The 24,747-nt window shown below is 42.5% G+C and carries 12 protein-coding genes; all 12 read right to left on the bottom strand.

Annotated features, from left to right (window positions below; all coding sequences use genetic code 11):
* Window positions 1-10 precede the first annotated feature (10 nt).
* The 12 genes from H8S80_RS31815 to H8S80_RS31870 all read right to left on the bottom strand — a co-directional run bounded on the left by H8S80_RS31815 (window position 11) and on the right by H8S80_RS31870 (window position 24,477).
* Complete coding sequence (locus tag H8S80_RS31815) at window positions 11-568, bottom strand: hypothetical protein (protein ID WP_055649212.1); 558 nt, start codon at window positions 566-568, stop codon at window positions 11-13.
* Window positions 569-582: 14 nt separating this feature from the next.
* The gene (locus tag H8S80_RS31820; protein WP_118033337.1) at window positions 583-1,731 is read right to left on the bottom strand and encodes a C39 family peptidase; all 1,149 of its coding nucleotides are present in this window, start codon (window positions 1,729-1,731) and stop codon (window positions 583-585) included.
* Window positions 1,728-4,439: an ATP-binding protein gene (locus H8S80_RS31825; protein WP_118033336.1), complete on the bottom strand. Its 2,712-nt coding sequence runs from the start codon at window positions 4,437-4,439 to the stop codon at window positions 1,728-1,730. Before H8S80_RS31825 ends, H8S80_RS31820 begins: the two co-directional genes overlap by 4 nt.
* 15 nt (window positions 4,440-4,454) lie before the next feature.
* Window positions 4,455-4,856 carry a TcpE family conjugal transfer membrane protein gene (locus H8S80_RS31830; protein WP_055649209.1) on the bottom strand — a complete coding sequence of 134 codons (402 nt, stop codon included), beginning with the start codon at window positions 4,854-4,856 and terminating at the stop codon, window positions 4,455-4,457.
* 1 nt (window position 4,857) lies between these two features.
* Window positions 4,858-5,184, bottom strand: a complete 327-nt coding sequence (locus H8S80_RS31835; protein WP_055649208.1) for a TcpD family membrane protein — start codon at window positions 5,182-5,184, stop codon at window positions 4,858-4,860.
* A 17-nt stretch (window positions 5,185-5,201) separates the two neighbouring features.
* A complete protein-coding gene (locus H8S80_RS31840; RefSeq protein WP_187049090.1) occupies window positions 5,202-6,278 on the bottom strand; it encodes a conjugal transfer protein in 1,077 nt (358 codons plus the stop codon).
* Complete coding sequence (locus H8S80_RS31845; protein WP_117623784.1) at window positions 6,265-7,809, bottom strand: FtsK/SpoIIIE domain-containing protein; 1,545 nt, start codon at window positions 7,807-7,809, stop codon at window positions 6,265-6,267. The genes H8S80_RS31840 and H8S80_RS31845 overlap by 14 nt, the downstream gene beginning before the upstream one ends.
* Window positions 7,781-8,545 (bottom strand): class B sortase, encoded by a 765-nt coding sequence (locus H8S80_RS31850; RefSeq protein ID WP_055649205.1) that lies wholly within the window; start codon window positions 8,543-8,545, stop codon window positions 7,781-7,783. Before H8S80_RS31850 ends, H8S80_RS31845 begins: the two co-directional genes overlap by 29 nt.
* Complete coding sequence (locus H8S80_RS31855) at window positions 8,542-8,847, bottom strand: hypothetical protein (protein ID WP_118033334.1); 306 nt, start codon at window positions 8,845-8,847, stop codon at window positions 8,542-8,544. Before H8S80_RS31855 ends, H8S80_RS31850 begins: the two co-directional genes overlap by 4 nt.
* A gap of 138 nt (window positions 8,848-8,985) precedes the next feature.
* On the bottom strand, window positions 8,986-9,537 hold the full coding sequence (locus tag H8S80_RS31860) for a hypothetical protein (RefSeq protein WP_055649203.1): 552 nt from the start codon (window positions 9,535-9,537) through the stop codon (window positions 8,986-8,988).
* A complete protein-coding gene (locus H8S80_RS31865; protein WP_118033333.1) occupies window positions 9,467-10,516 on the bottom strand; it encodes a hypothetical protein in 1,050 nt (349 codons plus the stop codon). Before H8S80_RS31865 ends, H8S80_RS31860 begins: the two co-directional genes overlap by 71 nt.
* Window positions 10,513-24,477: a SpaA isopeptide-forming pilin-related protein gene (locus tag H8S80_RS31870; protein ID WP_118033332.1), complete on the bottom strand. Its 13,965-nt coding sequence runs from the start codon at window positions 24,475-24,477 to the stop codon at window positions 10,513-10,515. Before H8S80_RS31870 ends, H8S80_RS31865 begins: the two co-directional genes overlap by 4 nt.
* Window positions 24,478-24,747 lie beyond the last annotated feature (270 nt).

Consider the following 24,747-nt stretch of genomic DNA (forward strand, 5'->3'; position numbering starts at 1 on the left):
GCCCTTCTTTCTATTCGGCCTCGAACTTCCATGTACGTTTTTCGGTATTATATTTACATGTGATAGTTTTCTCGTTATCGGCCGCCACTTGGAAAATCATATTATATTCTTCTTCCTGAAAGGATCCCTCAATGCACAACAATTCCTCGATATCGCTCATCCCCTGCTCATTAAGCCATTTCTGCATTTCAGTTACTAATATTTTTTGTGCATATAATGGCAGCACTGCGTCGATCACGTTCTCAGTATTAGAAAAATAACACGACGTAGTGATATCATCCGGAGCCAGCGTAATTGCTTCTGGAAATATATTTTCTTCCGGGACAGTCTGTGCTATATCTGGATAAGTTTCAACTGTATAATCTACATTTTCGCTTTTCGATTCTGGCTTTGGTTCCACAGGTTCCACATAGTCTCCAGCTCCGTTCTTTGTAAAATCTTCCTGCGTATATTGGATAGGCTGATTATTATTTAGATCTTCTGCACCGAAAAGTCGTATATATATCAGAGCCAGAAAACCGATGCCAAATAGGAGTATTAATATCTTGTATACATTACCATATCTCATTTTACTTCCTCCGATTAATCAAAACACCAGAACTGTTTCGCTTCTCTCTGTATGAGCCCGATTTCAAATGATCGATAGAAATGCCGTTTATTTCCATTGTCATTCGGATCATTGACCAGAATTTTTCCGTTCTCATCAATGCCTCGCAAAACGATAAAGTGGCCTTTTTTTGTGAACGTACCGGTATCCATACTGGCAATTACCGGTTTTTCACTCTTTAATGCAGTTAATACGTTATTCATACTTTCTCCCAGACCCACGCAATTAACATCATATTGCCGGGCTGCCGCCGGGAATATCCCCCACCCTTGCCCGACCTCCGGGACATGAAATCGATTACCAGCCCAGGCAGCAAGTTCATCTGGAGTTACAGTATCGTCAGTTAGATAACTCAGCACCATGGCCAGACATGTGATTGAACAGCCAGAAGATGCTATGTTACCGTCTCCAAACTTGATTTTCCCCCATGGGGATTGATACTGATAATATAAGGGGATTTGCATCCCGATCTCTGGTAGCTCTCCAAAATCACCTACCGCGCCTTCGAATATCCCACCGGATCCAGTCCAGGCATCCAGGCCAAAGGCATCCGCCAAATAATTGCTCTCACTCAAGCTTATAATATCGTTTAATATATCCTCTGGGAAAGAATAGTAATTGCTCAAAACATCCTCAATCGATGCATATGGCTCTATGCTAACTTGAAATTCATCCGAATTTTTGCTGCCGATAGTCCGTACAATTACATTGATGTCTTTCGTGTTTGCCGGAATTTTAAAATAGCTTAGTATTTCTTCTGCTCCGTTCGCATAATCCGTATAATCGTATTTCCAGCCCCCAGTCTGCGTTTCCGGATCATAGTCATAATCATACACTTTTATCTCAACTTGAAGACAATTGAGTACTGTGTATACTGGATTTTGTTGTAATATATCCAGCTGCCCCTCCATCTGTGCAAAAAACATGTCAATGAGCATTATCCATTGCCAGTTTACATGCATCTGGCCTCCTATCATTTGATATTCTATTGCAGTATCTTCTTCTGCAGGCAATGCATTTCCAGATCCGCCAAATAATCCAGCAATACATAATCCCCCCAAAAGTGCAATCGCAACCAACGGAGCCAAAAGTTTAATCAGTATATTATTCTTTTTCTCACTCATAATTGCTCCTTTTGAAATATATCCTCCTCCGAGAAAGCAATCTCCAGGGAAAAAGCATCGTTATCATCTACATATCCGCCAGAATCTTCTACATATGGATCCTGCGTATACGGATCCTCAGTATCTGCTTCATAATCTATTTCTGGCAGATATACCTCTTCCTGCTCTTCATCATCGGCTTTTATCGTCTCTTCTTCCAGTTCCTCCTCTGCATAGTTATCCTCCTCATCTTCCTTCGGAGTTGTTGAAAATACGTCTATAATATCTTGGAAAACTGCATCAAATTGAAGTACGCCCACACGATTATACATATCCTTGAACAGGCACTGCCCGGAACGTAGATTCTGTATAATTGCCATATTTTCCGGTGTGACTTCCAGCCCAATATATTCCAGGAGCCGCTCTGCTTCCTCTTTGTTATTGCGGCAGCGAAAAACAAACTTATATGTAATTGAATTTTTAATGCCCTCTGTCGGTAGATCCGTCACGGAATGGCCATTATACATAATGATTGTAAATAGGGATCGTCCCATACGTGATATGAATTCTTCCATATTCCGCCCCTGTTTTGATTTAGAGACAAACCAGGATTCGTCAATCAAAATGCCTTTGGGAACCGGACGTTTCACAAGAGCAAACTTTTTGACGAAGGCTGATACCTGGCCAAAAATGATACCGGAAAGGATCTCCTCCCTGCTGTAATCCTCCTTTGAGGTTGTCGGATCTGGCATTTTAAGGTTCTGCAGCTGTATAATATTAAGCCGATTTTCTAATCTTATGGCTTCCTCGTTACCGTTCCCGATTAGTAAGCCGGCCATTCCATTCTCTCGCTGTGATCGGATCTTCCTGGCCAATTTTTGAGCGATTCCATGGAGTTCATCTTTTTCTGGTACTGCCTCCAGTACGGTCACTAATTTCAGCATACTATTTTTTCCGGGAAACTGATTAATCTTCTGCATTGATTCAATTAAGATCGTATTTTCGTCACTTTTAGGGTCAATTGCCAGTAGATCCGAGAGGACATTAAGAGCTAATTCATTCGCCTCGCTCATATTATCCGGATACATAATATATGGATCCAACTTTCCCCGATCTGCTTCATCTGGCCCCAATGTTACAATAGTAATTAATCCTCTGAGTGCAACCATTGCAGTTTCCCAATGGCTCCGCTCTCCCTTGGGATCTATGATTAAACCATATCCCCCATACAGTACCAATAGATATATCAGTAGGTTGGCATTAAACGATTTTCCAGTACCTAAATCTCCAAAAAGTGTAATGGCCGGTGATAAATTCGTGAGACATGCCAGTTCTGGTGCAAAAAATACCGGTTTTTCTTCGCCGCCGGTGGTACCAATAAAACCGCCTCTACGGTCCCCCAGTTCCCGTGTAACCCCTACAATAGAGCTTGCCAAAGTCATCGGGGTAAGCGGTAGCACAAAATCCTTCATCATATTTCTTACAGATGGTATGAATGACATATATAGCTTAAACTGATCCGTAAGAGGCCGTTCGACAACAAAGTTTATTTCATCGTATAATTCCCGTATGTAGCTGCATTTCCGCTCTAATTCTTCTGGATTTTCGTCTGCTACGCATATTGTTACCGATGTTTCCAATATGGGGGCTTTGTTGACTTTTAGCTCCTGTTCCATGTATCCTGCGTACTCCTCTGCCTCCAATAAGTCCTCCGGTACTTTGGCTTTTGCTTCTGTAATATGTTCAATTTGGCTATTAATTTCTCGATTTTTAAGATCCAGGCGGTGCAATGCTGATTTATGCGGAATCAATTTGAGTTGTATACATATTTCTGTCTGCAGATTTTGTTTCTGCAGCATGTAAATCCACTCATTTCCCGGAAACTCCGTAACATCTGGGATGTGAGCCAATGTTAAGAAAGTCTGATAGGAAGTCGTAAACCCGGTACTTATTTTAAGGCGCCGATCTTCACGGGAAATATTCCCATTAAACAAATTAACTACATCCCGATGATATGGACGTACAATTTTTTCTTTCTCAACATCGACTTCATCGTATCTTGGATTCCAACTCTCTTTTCTCAGATTCTTATAAAATAATTTTGCGGATTTTCCTGTCCCTCTATATGGTAATCTCCGGAATAGCCATTGAGTTTCCTCTGTCGTAGTTGCTTCCATGGCCATCTTAATTTCATTTTCATCCAACCATCTTTTTGCCATTTTTTGATAAGCTTTGATTTTACTTTGTAGGATATCTTTTGTATCCAGGTTCATCTGCACGTTTATGGCATTTATCGGATCCCGGAAAAAGTATTGCACCGCATCCCAAAGTTTTTCAACCGCCTCATATTCCGCTGCTTTATTTAGTTTTATGACTATGTAAGTGTTATAGTCATTTGTCAGTCCTGCCTTCTTAGTTTTTTCTTGTAGATATTCCTCTGTCAATTTGATTTGTTGTTGTGCTGTGTTATATAATATATCGTTCTCTTTGATTCGTTTTCTCAAATTATCAAAGTGCTCTTTCAGATCCTGCTCAACGGGAATTATTAATATCTGGGCCTCGCTCATTATACCCATAAATAATCTCGCCAGCTGCAAGAGCTTATTAACCTTCCCTTGCGTGCTGAGATAATCATAATTGAAACCATGTAATCTATATGCCGACCAGCAGCTGCCATCTGCATTAAAAATAAGATTATCTACAAAGTAATTAATTGGACACTGATACATAATCCCTCTCCTTTGCTATATTCTACCTTCACTACAATTCCATGTGAGCTTTATGGTAGCTTCTTTATCTGGCGTCGTCTGAAAAAACTCAACAGATTTTCCTTGTTCAACAAATAAAAATGTAATGACACCTAACATATACCGTAATGGATTCTTACCATCCAGTTTTTTTGTCATTAAAAATTTACTGATTGCAAATGGAAGCATAATGGATCGGATCATTACCGGGATATTTGAAACTCCCGGTAATAATCCAAAAATCACATTACATACGACCCATGTAGCTCCAAAATACAACAGCTCCCAGGGATCAATCGGTATAGGAAGAACTATATTTTGGATTGCGTATATCTTCTTTTCAATTTTCCAGATCTTATGATAACTGTATAATGTAATTTTTTCGCTTGGCTTTTCCATATCAACCACCTGTTACAATTCTACCGATCGTATCTCCAATATTTGCTATTGTCTCTGGCTGTTTACACAAGAAAGCTATAAGACCTCCTACTATAATTGTTATAATAATTGCAGATGTCGCGTGCTTTAAGACTCCCGCGATTGCTCCAAAAACCGTAATCGCAATCACAACCCAAAACGCCTGATCCAGAAACCATTTGACGCCTGATTCAGCGTAATTGCCACCACCACTCGCAAAACTCATCATTGTCATAGCAAAAACAAGCTGGATGGTTAAAACCATAAGTACACACCTTTTAAAATTGTCATTTCTCAATAATTTACACATTTCTCTTCCTCCTGATTTTAATAGTTAATGTTACTTATTTTGGAGTTCATATCTTTGATGTAATACCGATCGCCCTCCTTCACCATCGTAATGTTATACTCCTGATATATAATTTCTTCATTAACTGTATCCTGAATTTTCACTTTCAGAAGACAGATAATATCATTTCCCACTGGCATGTAGGATCGTATTGATTCTAATTTCTGGAATGTATACCGCTTCGATAAGCCAATGAATTTATTCTGATCGGCACCCGCCGCAAGTAAATAATTAATCATGCTTTGATCCTGTGAGTAATAGGCATCCAAAAAATTAGTGACTGCCGACTTTAATGGTTCACTGTCTATCTCATTTCCTAAAACAGATTCTTGTGAATTGTAATCAGTGTCTTGGCGTACATCCGTAACATAAACAGGTAATGCCTCTATAGCGTATCCGTTATCAGTAACTACTACGGGGACTTTTAGGGTACAACGCTCTTTGATCTCCGAGGTTTCCCCCGTAGCCGCATCCATTAAATCATATTGAACTTCGGCTGCCACAAATACATCGTATATGTTCTCCGCATATTTTTCTTTTCTGTAGGCATCTACATATGTAGCCGTTGCATTACTGCGGAATCCATAGACACCAGCGATATTCAAAACCCGCTTTGATACATATGGGCTTATTCGTTTCTTAAACTCCTCCTCTCCTGATTTCGTGTAGGTCAAATATTCTTTTACAAAGTCTTGAGCATACCTCATTAATTCCTCTTCATGATCCCCATTATTTTTTTGCTCTTCCTTAAATTCATTGATTATTCTTGAAATTTCCGATACTTTGTCAGGTTTGATGATCTGGACGACGCCTCGAAAGAAAATGAAAAACAGGATAAGCCAAAATATCGCTCGCAAAACTCTCATTCCCGTGTTTTTTTTCATCACATAGGAATCGTCTTTTTCTTTTTTGACCACCTTTTTTTCTTTTATTTTCAGTTTCTTTTGTTGCGGTTCTGCTATGGGATCACTTTCTGGTTGTGGCTTTTCTCCTTTTTTAGTAAGTTTCTTCTTACGCTCTATCTCTTTATCTTTCTTTTGTTTAAACAACATCATCCACACCCCATTCGATTGACTCATCAAAATCAAAGTCCAAATTTCCGACATCCTTATAGCGATCCAGACCATAATCCACCGCTGCAATTACCTGGTCGGGATCTTCGGGATCTTCCTGTGCATTAATTGGCGGCTGCTCATAGTATTTAGGAGCTTTCCCAGTCCGCTTTTGATCGATCAGCATAGTACCAATATCTGCATATACCTCATGCATCATCGAATCCTCGAATAGATATGCCTGGAATTCAATCAATTCATTACCGCGTAGAAAAAGGAAACGCCCTTTAACGTCCGGTAAATTGATTGCGGCTGTCGTATTTAATACAATCTCAGAAGCGGCCTTATCAGCAAATCTCCCACATATACGTACCGGTATATTATTTTTGATCTGACCTGTCAGTACATTCGCGTCTGGCCTCTGCACTCCCATAATCATATTGATGCCTGTTGAACGTGATAATCTGGCCAATGTAGATAACAGTCCCTTGATTTTTTCATATATTTCGCGCTCTTTCTTGGGAACCCCCGTTGTATCCATCATCTCTGCGATTTCGTCGCAAAACACCCCGATCCTACATAGGCGGCTATCAGTTTTTTCGTTATACTCTGCTATATTTTTCGCTCGGTATTGTCGAAAAAGTTGAAGACGCAATTGATTTTCCTTCACCAATTCTTCCAGGACTTTTACGGCCTGCTCCCTATCTGTAATTACCTCACCATAAGCCTCGTAGTCCAGACCAAATTCTACACCGCCTTTAAAATCCAGCATGATTACTTTTGCCTGTTTCAATATCATCTGCCATAACAGGACATGCAAAATTACGGATTTACCAGATCCTGTTTCTCCAGCAACCAGTACATGGGGCGTTTTGTTTAGGTCAAATGATACTTGGCCCATGACACATTCCCCTACCGCCATGCGGCTTTCACCTTCTGGAGCTCTCGAATCCTCCCATTCAACCAATGTCGGCAATTTGTAATCGCTGGAAAGGGATATGATTTCAACAATTTTCTTGCTGCCCTTATTATTAATCTGCAAAATCGTACAATCTAATGCCGTCTCCAGGCGTTCTTGATTCTTTCGCCATTCCCCTACACTAATTGAAGTTTTAAAAGTATAAATAGTCCTTTTATCCTCATCCTGGTACATATCCAGAAAATAGGGATATTTTCCATCCCTCCCTTTAAACTCGATTGCCTGAAATATCTTATAGAATTCCTTTGCTTTCCGATCTGTCGAACTACCGATAATTGCTAGATAAATCAATGGAAGGCATAGTATTACAATAAATACTATTTTTTGAAATACGCCCGGCATCTCCACTGATTTCAGGCAATCGAATACAGGATTTCGATAAACATAAGCTAAAACCGATATAGCCAGCATAACCAAAAGAAATACCACATTTTTTATTGAATTTAGTTTTTTGATGCCATAAAATATCATTTTGAATCCATGGCCGATCCCCATGACTATATTGGATAATGCTGCATCTATATCTTTATCTATCTGTGATTGTTTTGATGCCATTCTCCCTCTCCTCCTTAGACTGAGCCATAACTATAAGGCGTTTCTGTCCATAGCACGTTGATAATGTAATGATGGGGTATTCCGGATCCGGGAGCTCTCCAGGTACTATCCGAGAGAGCTGCACCATTTCATTTAGAAATGTACTGTATTCCACATCATTAAATCGATCTGCATATGGATAATCATTATTTTCAGATATAATTTGTACTGAAAATACTTTGCAATTGACTGCCTGTCCATCATATCTGATCTGCACATCCGGATGTTCATCGAACCACGACTTTTCCAGATATCGTTTTAATGTTGCGAACATCCCCCCATCTTTCATGTTATGACCATATATCACCGTATTTCGATTTTCGAATAATTTCTGACCATGCCGGATAAATAAGGTTCCATAGACACTCCTATTTCCATAGAAATCATGATCTAAATAGTTTTTTTTAGGATTGCTATGTACTATGGGATAATCAATTTTCGTATCACCTATTGTTATCCAGCCTATGTAATCCGCATTTATTTGCTTCATAGTATGAGTTAAGTTATCTTCTGGTTGAACATCACCAGTTTTTGCCTCAATCGAAACCAAATCTTCCAATTTTTTTTGGTCTTGTATTGTCTCGTAGCACAACGCTGCAGATGTATATGTATTCCAGGCCGTGACCAGGCCATAGCCAGAATACAAAAATCCCACTGCACAGCACATAAGAACAATCGCAAATATCTTATTTCTCATAGGCCCAACAAGTTAATCGCTTGCTGGATCAAATCTTTAAAAACGTTATACATAGCTACCCTCGTATCCGGATAGAGGATGCAGATTGCTCCGAGTGCTGACAGCAAAATATGTATAATTCCTAATATTGTTTTAATCAGGATTGTTATATTTTTTATTAATACCTCTGTCAGCCGCTTCTTCTCTATCCGGATAATTCCCTCCTCTTCCACATCATATTTTTTTCGCAACTTCTGCTGTTGCTGCTCGAACTCCTCTTTTTTTATAACCTTATTGGCAAGCCTATCATCAAATTTCACCATAATCCTGTGCCAAGGATACCCCCGCCTCTTTAGGCAGTTGGAGGAATTGGCGTTATTTCAGGCGCTCCTTTCTTGATAATGGGTTTCGGGCTTATGCATACACAAGCCCTGTGTTCTGTTTTAGCGGGTTATTGACAGTCAGTTTCCTAAAATATACGCATAGATATCGTTCTCAACATAGGCAAACGGATCTGGCGTGTACAATGCAAAATACGTATCTAACTTATATGGCCCCATGGCTCTCTTCACGTTTTGCTTTTCGTGATCCGGAATAAAAGAAAATATATATTTTACGTCTTCATAACATTTTTCCAGCATAATTTTCTCTACATACTCTATTTCATTTGCTTTTATGCCTCCAACAATAATTTTCAGATCCTGTTCTAAGAACGATATCTGCTCAAAATCCGGATCACGAATATTTCCATAGTCCTTAATTATGTAGTCATATCCTTGGCGATTTGCATATACGATCTGGCCGCTGCTATACAAATCTACATCCATGAAGGAAATACAGTGTTCCTTTTTCACAATATCTTCTTTTTCTAACTCCTGTAATTTTTTCAAATACTGCTGGCCCATTTCAACATAGGCCGCATCGTATTCTAACGCCTTGAGATTAAGTATCATCTGTAGAGCTTGTGTCGTCGTCCCAATCCGCGCTTGGCTTCCCGCGATTCCCACCGTCATTTTTTTTCTCCTCTTTCTTCTTTTTGGATAACCGATGCAGTATCAGGATAAGAGCAAATATTAAGATAACAAGCCCTATACTTATACTGATTACTGGATGGTTCCTAATAAAGTTGATAATCATATCCCCTAATCGCTTTAAAAACTCCCACCATCTGAGATTTTTCTCCTGATCTATCGGATCCACCGGTTCCTCTGTCTGTTCAATGGTACTGTCTTCATGTAGACTATAAATAGATCTGACTGCATACCCCCTTCTACTTTCAAACACTGTAACGCCCTCGTAATATGCCACCACATCAGCCACCAGCTTTGAGCCCTTCGCAGTGGCTTTTCGATACACAACCCCATTTTCCGTCCAGGGTTCCGTGTCCCATTCCACACTATCAATCCTGTAATATTCTGGATCAACGTGGATCAAATCAAGAAGTAAGTCCTCGTAACCGGCAAACGGGGCCTCTTCACGTTGCGGAATTAAGGTATTATTGATTGCATATGTATCCGCATCGGCAGCCTCTACAACTACTGGAAATTCAAAGTCGTTAATCCATCGGTAATTATCGTATTCATAATTAATCAGTGGGGCCTCCACTGTATTCTTCTGTCCAGATAGGTCATCCGTTGCTTCGATTTCACAAGTCCCTGGTACCCTGTCGATTTGTTCAACTGCATCATAGGTGATGGTATCCCCTGCACATTTCGTATGTTCTTCTATAACCGCTTCTATAACCTCATAGCTCTCCAGATCATATTCACGGTTTTCATAGATGTACTGAGCTTCTGGCAGATATATTTCATATTCTCGCGGATCTGCAATGAACGGAGATATAATAATCAATTCTTCCCCGGTTAAGCTCACTTTCTGGTTATCGTCGGCTACTACGGAATTCTCCGTAGTAGCCATGATCTCCTCTGCGGCATAAGCCGATCCGGAAAAAGTAATAACCAGCGCAATTAAGGCACATACATACCGCTTCATTTTTTCTTCCTCCTCCGGATAAATGCAATTCCAACGATACCCGCTAAAGATGCAGCACACAGTAACAGATATCTCCTGATTGGGGTATCATCACCGGTTTTTACGCCTGGGACATGTATACCTGGTATTCCGAACTCAGTATATCCGCGTCCACTTAATCCGGATCGGTATACCGCTGTAACTCGGCCTATCTTCTTTTCAGGCTTACCGTCTTCTGGATAGTTGTAAATTACCGTGGTGCCGGTTATGCTGCCATCCAACTGGATAACAAATTCATAGACCGTATCATTTAGTTTGTAACCGGCCGGGGCCTCTATTTCTTGGATATAATATCTACCAGCGGCCGGCGGGTTAATTGTGAAGCTGCCATCCTCTTCCGTTAGTTCAACTGTCGTCCATGTGTCATTCCATATTCGTACTTTGGCTCCGGATAAGCGTTCCCCTGATACTCCATCGATTTTTTCGATTTTGATATCTGGTACCGGTACATTTACTACACTTACCGTACTCTGATTCGTAATTCGGCCATCCCTGATCGTGAAACTATAGACTTCATCCGTCACAATATATCCCGGGGCTGCTTGCGTTTCTCGGTATGTGTATGTGCCATCTCGCGGCACATCAAACTTTGCATAGCCATCATATCCAGTCACGTACACAGAATATAAGTTACCATTCGGCTGATACACGGAAAATTCAACACCTTCTATCCCCTTTCCGGTCAATGCATCCACTTTTCGCAGGTACATCTGATTTACGTCTGGCCCCGATGTTGGTTTTTTAGGGTCTGACATCCTTACTTCTACTACTTCCGCTCCCTTGGGTACCGTAAACGGGACATCCGCTGATAATAAATAACCAGCTGGAGCCTGTACCTCATGCAGATAATATTGTCTGCCCGCAGTCAATTGCCCTGTAATCTCCATGGCGTCACCTGTGCTCTCAAAATCAGGAATAACAATATTCTTCTGTGCGTCAAGCACCTGGAGCACTGCCCCCTTTAGGTGATTCCCCGAGCTATTCATTTTAATGATGCGTACTTTGGTCATTTCATTTTTCATTTCAATTCTGTCGATGGTTCCATCCAGACTTACCGTAAATTCGACCGCAGATGCATAAGCATAGCCCTCCAGTGGTCTTTCCTCACACAATAGATAGGTTTCTCCAGCTACTAATTTAGCGGTAATTATATGGGGATCTTCTGCTGATATCCATTCTTCTATCACTGCTCCAGCCATGTTGCGGATGCTCATATAATTCCCCTGCAGCTCATTGTCACCAGTTATCGCCTTCTTCGACACAATTACCTGTGTAGGTTTATCGACCATAAGGACGATATCTTCGCGTCCATCTAAGCTTACCGTGAACATTACATCCTCTGCATAGGCGTATCCATCACGCGGACTTATTTCATGGAGCCAGTAGCTTTGACCGGCAATAAGCTGGCCGATAAGCTGCTTAAACTGATTGCCAGTAGTAAATATCAGCTCCTCTCCTGCCTTAAAATCTTCGGTTGTCCTGGCTGCAATTGCCGGCGACTTATCTGCATTAAGGATCTGCAGCTTGAACCCTGATAATTGGTGTTCTGCTTCCGAAGGGCTGGCTACCATGGCTTCTGTCAACTTTTCAACTAATAGATTAGTTGGCTTATCTTCCATAACAATTTCTATTGTTTTTGGGCTTTTGGGTACCGTGAATGGGATTTTTTTGCTGTATGCGTAGCCCGAAGGCGGTTCCACTTCTTCAAGTGTGTAACTTTCTCCAGCCCGCAGAATACCATTAAGCTGTTCTGGCTTTCCCGATGCCGTAAACTGATAAACAACTGCACCATTACTGTCGGATACCTGATATCGCCCTCCACTTAATGGTTCCTTTGTAACAGCATCAATTTTTAACAATGCCACGTCTGTTTTAGTATCTTGCATAATTACTACCTCTGGTATTCCATCCTCGTTGACCGCAAACTTTATTTCTTCCTCATAAGCATAGCCGGTGGGTGCCAGATCCTCACGCAATATGTACTCCTTCCCCGGCATAAGAATATCCGCTGGAATCAGAACTTCTTTATCTGCAGTTTTGTCGAACTCATAAATGAGCCCGCCTGTCGCGGCATCCAGAAGGCTATAGTGGCCACCAGAAATTTCTTCATCCGTTGTGATATCGCGCTTACTGAAATATACCTGTACCGGGCGATCCTCCATGTCCACATTGTCAACCGATCCTGATTCGTTTAAGCTAAATCGGTAGATACCGCTTTGCCATTCTTCGCCATCACTATACCTGGTTGTCTCCATCAACCGGTAATTTGCTCCTGCCGTCAGAATATTACGTTTCGTCTCATCATTACGATGATTTTCAAACACAGCACTTTGCAGATCCGGTGTAATCTCACCCGTGTAGGTTTCCGTAATTAATTCATAATCATAGGCAGCTTCCTGGTTAATCTCGTACCGGGTTCCATACGGGAGGCTTTCAAATGTCACCGCTTCCTCTCCAGCCAGAGTAATCATACCTTCGCCTTTAATTCTCCCATTCCGGGAGCCGGTGAAATTCTGATACCCTCTCAGAATATTTCCTGAACTATCAAAGAACTTTATTTTATATTTGAAAATATCTTCTATCTCCTTTCCAGTTCCTGACAGATGGTTTCGAATCGTTAAGCTGCCTGCAGGTGCAATGGGATTCCCTAATTCAAATTCCGGGATATCCCCAACTTGGAAGGCTGTTTTGGCCCATCCTTTGGTTTCCACTACAGCTGCCACCAGTTCCACCGTCCCGATCTTATGAGGCTCTACGTCCTGTATCTGCCATGTTACGATTCCATTCTGTTCTCTCGATGATCCCGAAGATCTCATGTAATCCAAGCTTTCTTGTAATATTGCTCTAATCGTTATGTCTGCCGGCTGATTTGACGGGTTTTCGTAGGTTATGGTATATTTCATTACGTCACCCTTTTTAACCGCCGCATATCCCTTTCCTACGTTTCCAGTTACTTGAGCAACAATCGCTTCTTCCACTACAGGATTTTCGATTGTATACTCCAATTGATTCGGATTAACAATCCAGGCCGCCAGTGTGCTTCCCTCCTGGTCTGTAAGCTCCTGCATCGTCTCCAAATATGTCCTTAACGGTTGTGTATAACCACCCTCCTCATCAAAATAAATTCGTTTTGTCTCTTTACTGCTCTTTTCTACATGACCATCGGAGTACCTGGTATACTCTGTAATTTCATACAAATGCCCCTCCAGGATCCCATCAGCCTCTGTCAGTTTTAGATCTGTGCTGCCTATAAATGCCGGCAATTCGCTTCCATCATCCAAATCTTTAAAGACTGTAAAAACCTTATTCGCCACTCGGCCAGTAACCGTCATAGATTCAATAGTTCCATGATCGTCGGCAAATTTAATTACGCTGAAATCATTTGCAATATTTCGAAGGCCAGTTCCGAAGGTATTAACGGTAAAGATCACCGGATCCGCCAGATGCATCCCTGCAGGGGCTTCCAATTCCTCCATGATATATACATGGTTTGCTGATAACTTTCTCTTTACGGTAAAACCATCAGCTCCAGATATGATCTCCTCAATGGCTTCTCCATCTTTCACATACTGACCATCTACAACTATTGCGTTATATATCGCAATCCTGGCTCCTTTTACAGCCATTCCGGTGTTAAAATTAGTCTTTTTAAACCTAATCTCCGTCGGCCGATCCACTACTTCATGCGTGTAAGTGACTACCTGACTATTGACATTTCCATCAAACTGAAAGTATTTCACTCCACCATCAACCTGATACAAGTCTGGAGGCGATATTTCTTCGATTTTATACGTATATGGCGATATTGTTCCGTCGGTCTGAACTACCCCAACCGGTAGCCCCGGCAATTCCGCTTGACCGGATTGGCCTGTAGTTATATACCACATTTCCCCAGTATCTTTATTTGTTACTTTGAATCGGGCATTTGCAAGCATTTCCCCAGTATCTTCCGCCGTCTTTTTAATTTCCAACCGGCCTTGTGTCGGTTTGTTTACAATCCGATACACCGGTACCGTTTCAGCCCCCACCTCAATTTTTACTGGATCCGCCATTGCCATATAGGGTGGAATCTCTAATTCCGCAATGTAATATGTCCCATATGGAATCTCGCTGATTTTATGGGGCCTTAGATCACCAACCTCAAAACCTGTCGGGATGTCCCCTGCAAACTTGTCTTGCTCTGTATATCGCCCATCCGATCCGGAAATCCAGCTTTCAACAAGAAGTGTGTCAGTCTCAGCAAAATTCCCGTTTTCATCGGCTCGATACAGGGCCAGTTTGACACCTTCTACAGCGTAATCCTCTACGCCATCCGTAATCACCTTGAGTACCTGTATATACTTATCTATATTTTCCAGGCTGAACCGTTGTACGGCACCGGTTTCTGTGATCGTAATTGCCTTCGGTTTTGCAGCTTCATACCCTTCCGGAACCTGCGTTTCTACGAGAACATAATTTCCAACTTTCATACCATCCCGTACATCAGTAAAAGGTAGATAATCAATCCTGTGCATCCCCTCCAGAGTGTCATAGCTCTTCATCATGTCTGCCAGTTCCCGGTAGTTAAATTGGTATTCAAAGTTTAATGGGAGTTGGCCGGAATCGTCAGTGGCTCCATTTGTCACATTCCGGTAAATCGTAATCCGGATCGTCTTGCCCTCATCGGTTTGCCACAATTGAACTGCACTGTCTGTCAGCCCGGTCTGTTTATCTGAAATCCTATTTGCGGATCTCTCACCTCTTTTCGTTTGCCAGGTTATATATACAAGCTGATCCCCCTTTTCTTGATATTTTTCTTCAAAGCTTGCGATAAAAGAGGTATTGCCTCTGAACCCTAAAAAGTTTTTTATGCGATCTACAAAATTAGTGCTTGTCTCATAATTTTCGGTATAATCCGATAAATCATCAGTCATCCACTCTTCGATCAGCTGGGCCTCGTCATATTGCGGCTGGCCATCTACAATCAATATATTCCCATTTCCATCCGTCTTGGCCCTATAAAGTGCCAGTCCTGCAGCGTGGTCATTTAATAGCTGACTCATATTTCCATTCGAGTCCCTATAATATTTATATATCTCAAGCTTCACATGGTCGTTTTTTAGATTGTAGGTTTGGACTTCTCCAGATGCCTTCACCTCTACTTCCATCGAACAACGCACAAAACCACTCGGGGCCTCTTTTTCTTCTAAAATATAGTCGCCGGCGGGAATCCCTTCAAAATACTTGGGAGTTCCGTCCGTTATCCAGTCTGCAACCACTGTTACTGGGGTATTATCAACGGTATTTTCCACCACCCACTCAGCCGGCCGCGCCTCCACTTTTTCAAGGTAGTAGCCCTTCGGATGAGTTGCCGTATCGGTCGTATATACCCGCCGCGCCTTATACATGGTCAGATGTGATCCCGCTATCTGCCCGTAGCTATAGCTTCCCTTTGGCTCTGTAGTACTTAATCCAGTTTGATAATCGCTGATAACATCGATTCGGTATTGATCGGTAGCATCCGTCTTCACTATTTCTACTTTTATTTTCCCATCCTGCAGCTCTGCCGCTTGTATGCCCGTAGTTTCCGTTACTGTCACAGCCACGGGAAGGCTCTGCACATAACCGGCCGATGCCTCTAACTCCTCCAGAATATAGGTTCCAGGAATTACACGCTTCAACATATCTACCTGTCCCACTGTCATTTCTGCCCCAAATGGATCATTTGGGTATTTCTCTCCTGTAATCCATGTATTTTCCATGATCCAGGCTTCGCCCTGGCGGTGATATAGCTTTTGGTCATCTGCAGGATCCTCTTCTTCCCCAATCTCTCGTAATTCCTGTTCGTTATTAATCCGGTAAGCATTTCGATTGAACGCGGGAAGAAGATCATAGTAACGATATCTTACATAGTCATTGTCAATGTCATAGACTGGCTCTCCCTTCGTGTATTCTTGGTCGGATCTCTGGTAATATTCCGGAAGCCCATGCTCATCTATGGTCGGGTTTACGGACTTTTTAAGCCCTGCTCCATCATAGGTACCAATCGTATATTCATTTTCTGTATCGGCATCTATGGACGCGATCCGGTAAGTTTTAATTTTTTCTTGCGCAATTATTTCGCCATTTCTTTTCGAAACATTTACAGGCCATACCATAATTTTCTTGTATGGTTTCCCGTCTGCACTTATAGCATCTTCCGTTATGTAGGCCATGCCGGTTGTCGGATGCACCATAGCATCCCGGTTGCCATCTGAAACATGATAGAGGCTTGTTCCCGCCGGCAGCGTAAAGCGTTTATCCACGGAAGAATACTGTACCTGCTCCAGATCCCCTCCCGTAAGTTCGAAAATCGGCCGGCCATTTTTCAATACATAAATTGATTCCTGATTTTTTACTTGTATACGGTTCCCATATCTGTCAAATCCCCAAATACGGCCATCTGCTCCCGTCTCTGTTACCGTCAAACCTCCCAGCGAATAATACAAAATATCCGAATCCTTCCGGTCAATCGTCTGGTACGTCCAGGTTCCCGGCCCCGTTGATCCAGAAACACTCCCGGCTACATCATCCAAGTTGACAAATTCTACTCGGTTCCCGGCATAGCCTTCCAGAACCTTAATGCTCTGCACATTATTATTACGATCCCGGACTACCTCTACTCCATCATAGCCGTAATCGCCGCTGTCCCCGTTGGCCGTCACTTCGATGGCATCATACAGGGTTACTCTGGCCCCGGCCACGTATCGGTTAATATCATCGGCAGTATCTAACGGCCGCGTTACCAACCCATAACCAGCAAAAATACCATCAATGTATACTGGCTCCACTGGCTCTCCAGACGCTTTCCGACTTTCTAAATATTCCAGCGTCCCCTTATACCATGCATACCCGAGGTACATACCATTTTTATAGGCATACTCCAGATTTTCTTTTCCGTATTTTGCCCCCAGCTCCGCCTCGGTTCCCTCGACCCGCGTATTTGTTTTGTAAGTGACAGTCTGATCCTTGACCTTGATCTTCGAGATCTCCAGACGGATCGGGGTATTACCCACATAGATTCTGGCCGTGTCTTCAATTCCCTGCGGCCCCTCACCCGTCTCGTCCTCGTAAATGGATGCTGCCACCCGGTTGTCTCTGTCGCCGTTTAAATAATAAGAAATCTTGTCCGAATAGATCTCAATAGCCACCGGTTTCGTTCGGACGTAGCCAGCTGGCGGCCGTACTTCACATAAGACATAAGTTCCTGCCCCTAAAGGCTGCGGAGTTACCAGATATCCGGTATTCTGATCTTGGATGGCCGTCTGTGTTAGATCTTCTTCTTTTGCTTGTATACCGTCCCGAGTCGTCGTGAACGCCTCAAACAGCCCTGTCCGCCGGCCCGATTGATCGGTTAGTATAATTTGTTCCGCCTCGCTGCAAATCGGTGTACCGGCTGGCACATATCCCGTCCATAATCCACCGATATCCGGAAGAGCCCTGGCGGCCGGCGTGATCTGTGTAGCCCCCATGGCCTCTAAAAACTCTTTTGAACCCTTTATTAATGTTTCCTGCTCATAAAACTTTATCAGACCATCCGTGTCTTGGCCGTCTTCCCGCTCCGCTGCATAAAGAGCAAAAAAGGCACCATCGTGAAGAATATTCTCGCCTGTCTCTGCATCGAGCTTTTCAATGCGGAGTTTGCTTGTATAATAGGTGTTCCGATACTTGCGATATGCATATCCTTTATAGCTGGAAGAACCATCCGGTTTCTGCGCCATATCAACCAGTTCATCTACTGGCTCTGTTACAGTCCAGGGAACCAACATAGGAGCATATTTTCCGTCATACGCAATCTGCATCCCCTCCATGACTGTAATGTTATCTTGATACTCCTCTCCCTTCTCTGTTGGGTAAGAAACGTTATTATAAACTTGTTTGTCCTCTGAAATAGAGCCATAGTGATAGATCCGTTCCACCGCATCGGCTTCATATTGTTCACCGTTGGCTGTTGTCTTCCCGGTGTTCCCGTCGTCAGCAAAATAGTAGCTGTCCGGATTGCCGCCCTGCTCTTCCGAATCGACGATGGTATTATAGTAGTCTTTCGTCGGATCCATGGGAGACTGGGTGATTTGAAAATGCGCCGCCCCGGTGGGATCGCCAGCGGCAGTTCCGTCCAGCTTATCCAGATCCAGGCCGTACTTGTAGATCTCATAATCGCCATAATAGCCATGGGCTTTTATTATATAGTTATTTTCGTTTCCCACCTCTGGCCACTCTTCATTGAATCGTATGTAGTACTTTGCTGTTAATTTTGCGACCGGCTCACTCTCTTTATATTTGTAATGGTTACTTAACTGCTCCGGAGTTGTATCGACCCCAGCCTTTCCACCTTCATACACAGCTGGAAGTTCAATTTCTTTTGGTTCATCGATTTTATAATGTTTATTGTAGAAATCGTCCAGATCCTTCTCGGCTGGCTGCTGTTCGACAGTTACATAAGATCCGTAGGGAAGATATTCAGATACACCATAACAGTATTCAGCTGCCGCATCTTCCTGATCTGCACTTAGGGTTGTTTTGTCGCCATCTTTACCACCATCCGCCTCTCCATCCCACTCGATTGAATAAATTTCATCCAAATCGTATGTAAAGAATGGCTTCAAGTAGTTTTCTGCTTTCATAATGGCCTGAAAGAGAGCTATATCATATATTTCGTCCTGGTAGCTTTCACTGCCCGTTGCTCCCTCCGTTTCCCCGGCATTGTTTTCTTTCACAAGTTTTTTTACTTCGTCATCCAGATACCAGGAAATTGCAAATTGCCTCACATGGTCAGATCGTGTTGCATTTTCCTTCGCGGCATCTGAGGTGTTAATCTCATTCCGAATCTCAGCGTTATTATGCCCGGCTGGATATGCGTTTTCAGCCCCATCTTTACCAAATAGTAAAGATTTTATGATAGCAAATGGTTTAAATGATGTGCTTCTATCATTCACTTTGTCCCATTTATCTTGATTGGCGACATTAATTGCATGAAAGAATTTGCTGTAGTTGTAACGTGCAATCGTTCTTTCGTCTCCGCCTGGCTCCTGTACAGTTTGCATGGTAGTTTCCAACACTGACGTATAACCATTATTCTGATTATCATTTATTTTGCCCGACGTATAACTGTATAACTCAGTATTTGCGATAGCTGCATCGTTTGATCGCCTTACCAACGGATCCGTCAGGTGTGGTACCTTCGAATATATTTTTTGTACTTTTTCCGGATAAGCCGCGCGATACGCTGCAATATCTATGATATTTCCATTTCGATCCTGCCAGTCAATTTTTCCTTCCTCATCTCTGTATAAATGCTCCAAATTAGATTTTAAATAGATTTTAAAGCGGAAGTTTGGCCGGTAAGCTGCATTATCTTCTGTGCCGCCTCCATTCTGGGTAAAACCATCCTCATGGCCAGAACCCGCAAAAGTATTATCTTCATATTTTCCGTCCTCATTTATGGAGATATCCTTTACGATTTTTACTTTCTGCTGGATCGGACGTTGCAATACACCTACTTTATCTACTCTCGTATTTCCATCCTGCCATGGCTGATCCGCTGCTGGCCGCGTAAGTGTTATATACATGACATAGGAATCATCATTCTGACTTAGAGGAAGATAAGTAAAATAACTCTGTTTTACATACGCCTGTTTCACAGAATAGGCTCCGCTTCCATCATCAGAGACTTTAAATTTAATCTTCTCCGCATTATCAAAGGCTTCCATCGGAAGCGTAATGGTATAAGTTTTCTGTGCTGCGTCATATAGCGAGGTAAGCTCTATTGTCCTTTCGACCTCTTTAAAACCATCTTGCTGCACATATTCCACTTTTGTCTCTTCTGTATATTTTAATTCCCCAGCATCATCGATTTGCTGCTCACCAGCTGCATACACCCAATATGAAGGCGTCTGTGCTGTTACCAGAGTATACATTTCCGGAAGCTGTTCAGGATACGTTACATTGAGGCCGCTAACCTCCTGATCCTTCAATGTAGCCCGTTCCAGAAAGCCATTTTTCATTTGGAAGGATATAACTGCAGGATTTGAAGCCACATCATCATATCTGGCATAAACAAAATATCCATTACCGCTGTCTTTCTTCATATACAGCCGGTCTTTGTCTGGTACATAAATGCTATTATCACGGCTATCACCATACAGCTGCCATTCGTATTGCATAACTGCGTACAGGCTGCCGCCTGATTGCTCCATATCCGTGATCCGCAGAGCATTAAAATACTGTAAGTCATAATTCAATATGGCCGTTGTAATTGCCGTGATTCTCTCTGTATCTGTTGTTCCTGATAATTTCACTCTTATCCATGGCGCATCTGTTCCTGGCTCTTTATATCCCAGATTTTCAAGTTCTGTATTGTATAAACTCTGGAAAGCGGCTGCAGATCCCCCGGAGTGAAGATCGGTTACAGTTGGCGTCCCCAGCGTGTGATAATTTAGCGGTTTGGCCCCAATCGTTTTATCTGTCTTGGCCGATACCGCATTTACTGTGTAGGTCCGCCCGCTGGCAAATGAAACAGTATCTCCAATATCTGCCGATACCTTCTGACCGTCGCGGAAAACAAATGCTCCTGTAGTTGCAATAACTGGTTTTTTAATTATGCTATACACAGGTACCGTTATTTTTTCTGGAACCTTTTCGATTGTAGATATCGAAAAGGCCGCCCCGGCCGGAAAGTCATTTCCTTGCAAAGTAATATCGTGTTCTACATTCTGTGCTGTTATATCAAAATAGTTGCCATTATTCGTCAAATCAAGGGTGATTGGCCCTATTGTTACATCGGCTGCCTTAAATTCTCCCTCAAAGTTATTCTGACCATTTGTAATGAGATTTGTTTTCCCATTGACAGAAAGCTCGTATCCCTCGGATCTGGCAAGTTCTTTTATATAATAGGTTGTTCCTCCCTCTTCAACGATCAGTGGACGTCCAATCCAGCAGTTCCCATTTTCTTCCTCATTATTAGATATCGGATAGGTGGCATATGTACCCATTACTCCATCAATACCGGCCTGATTAGAGGAGTGTTTCTGGTACGCTGATCCGTCTCCAGCAACAGAGTCAATTAGTTGGATCACTCTACCATCGGAATCATGGCCGATATAATTTTCGATATCATTGACCGCATCAGCGGCAGCCTGATCCCTGTACAGATTATCGGGGCCATGGACATCACCTGGGCGTTTTTCGATCATTCCGGAATTATAGTTCCAGGTCATTCCCGGAGCTTCTGTGTAAGCCATGAAAGAAGCATCACCGTTCCGATCTGTTGTTGCTACAGCAACCAGGTCGTCCTTCTGATACACAGTCCCAGTATGTCCATCCGGATGATTAATGTTCTGGAGTGCAAATAGCCCATATACAGCCCCCTCTAAGGTTCCATCCCCCACAGCATCTCCATACGCATCATAATTATCATTTTCTCCATCTTTTAAGTACAGATCTCGTTTATTGATATGTATTTCTCCCTCAGTTCGATGGTCGTATACCACAAATGTATGGTCTACAATGCTTCCATCTTTTGGTGATATAGTAGGGACTTCGGAAGGCTTAAAATTTCCATCGAGACTATCATTACCATCATCATCTGCAGATGCATACAACGAAACTGTATTTTTTTCAATCAGCTTTTTCGGGGCTTCAAACAAGTCTTTTAGCTGGCTCAATAATCTATTTTTTCTCTTCGCATTAGAGGCGGTAGCATTGGATGGAGTTGCCTCTTCGCTGTCCTCCTGCTCGATATCCTCTATTTCTTCCACTTTATAATCAGCCGTGGAAGCCGATGCATGAGCTGGCGCTGCAACATTGGTATTCCCATCTGCTACATAATTTGTCCGCTCTCCTCCCAGATCCGCTTGAGGTAAAATGGGCTGCAGCATCTTCATACGCATCTGAGTACTTTCTTTTAATGACGTAGGTGTATTATTAGAATCTTTATACTCAGAAGAAGTAACTGTTTTTATTTCTATTGGTATATCATCTTTATGCACCCCATGAATGGTATAGCCTGGACGCGGGTTTAATTCCGCTGCTGAATAATCATACCTCAGTGAAATAAACTGCTTATAATACTCATTTCGATCTGCCTCCAAATCTTCTTGTGCAGTCCCAGGATCAATAGAATGAAAAAAACCTCCTTTGGCTGCTAATTCTTCACATTTATTTACTTCGGCTTCCCATGCCTCCTGTGCAGCTGCTTCGATCTCAGCATCCACTTCCGGATCTCCACTTTCCTCTATATCCGGATCCGGATGGCCGCCACAATACCCTTTCGTGTAGGTATATGATTTCACATCCGTATGCGCTACTTTATTTGTTGCATTTTCTTCGTTGTCCCCCAGCATCAGCAAACCATCTGAATTGGTCACATTGATATCCCAGGTACAGGGATCATTCGCAATATCGCCATCCGGGTTTCCATCGCCATAGTCCCAACCGTCCCACTGGAGGAATTGGCTCCCTTTCGCGTTCGCCCAATTGTCTGCAGATTCCAGATCTGTGCTGTCTAACTGGCTGGCATCGAAGGCTTCTAAAATGTCCCATTTAGAGCCGGTAAGAGGCTGGCCTGTCTCGGAATCATATTTTCGGAGTTGTACATTATAATGGGTTTCCCACGTTTCGGTATGCTCGTATCGGTCAACCGACACCTTCCAGTCACCTTCTCCCCCGGTACCGGTTAAGATTCCACCCACCAAAATTTCGAGTGGTTCTGATACCGCCGAGAAGTAGGTCTGTGTATTCCCCCATGTAGGCAAAGTTCCTTTTCCCTTGCTACAGCCCCGGAAACCTGCCAATCCACCTATCCCAAATCCGCAGTTATAAAAGTGATCTTCTTCACTGTTCTCCTGAAAACGAAGTACTGCAATGGCATTACCATTAGAGTTACTATCTGCTGACTTAAAATCGATATAACTGCCATTATTGTCATATTCCCAACCGGCCGCCAGATTATCCGCTACCAGACGGCGATATACCTCTTTTGAGTACTCATCAAGGGAAGAGTAATCAAACGTCATGTGATACATTCCGTCTTCACCCATGATCGGCTCAGACAGCGGTAATGAAGTACCTATATCGCTGTAATCAAATGTAGACAGGAATTTCGCAGCTCTCCAGCAATTAAAAAAGTATTTTTGCGCCGGCCCGCCGTCACGAAACGCGTCATAAATAGCGGTACTTCCCCATGCATCAGGATTCAATCTTTCCGGATATCCAACTCTCACCATATCACGAACATAATCCCAGTCATCTTCTGGACTTACGCCGTGAAAAACACCGCTGTCGGCGTATATATCGTTGGCCCATATGGAAAGCCACAACAAATAATAATACATGGAAGAGCTATCAGAATCCTTTAAATCAGATGCACTTGGCGTTTCATATGCTGCACTTAACATAGATATCATCAATAAAATGAATTTCTTTTCTTCCATGTCAACCGGAGCATTTGTAATGAATTCCGGATAGTCTCTTAAATCTGAGGTTGGAAAATACATTTGTTTAAAAACCATTTGGCTACCGATCGGTGCGAACCAGCCCGTATTATGACTATCAGCACAGGAATAATAGCGGTGATTAAACTTCGAAAAATCTATTTCAATATCTTTTCCATTATGGTTAATTGTCACCGTTTTGGCTGCTTCGTCTTGAAACCAGAACTTAGTCGTATACCCTCCCATAATAGCTGTTTGCTGTTGGGATAAACCTGTCGGAGTTAAAGGAATCCTCTTCGCTTGTTCCTCTGCATCTGCAGACCATGTCCAATCCTTAATGGCTCTGTCTGCATCAGTCAAAGCATCCATAGAATAATAACTATATATAGCATAGGCCGGCGTGGCCAGAGACGATGCAATCATAATTCCGGATAGTAACAGTGCTGTAATCCTCTTTAGCTTCACTTTTATCATTTTCACCACTCCTTTATTAGTACCTAATGCTTAATATTCTGGTAGACATATTTCGATTTTCCAAATACTTCGGCTACCAATATGCAAGCAAACTGTTCCATAGCATCACACAAATATGTAATTTCTATTTTTTCACTTTTTCTCCATTTCAGAACAAAGTGCCTTCGGCACTCTCAACTCCCCTGCCCCTCACTCATGAGGGGTTTTGGGGTTTTCCTTTGTCACTTTTTGTTGTAAAATATTCTTATGTATAAAAAGAACATTCTTCAA

The sequence above is a fragment of the Hungatella sp. L36 genome (assembly GCF_014288035.1).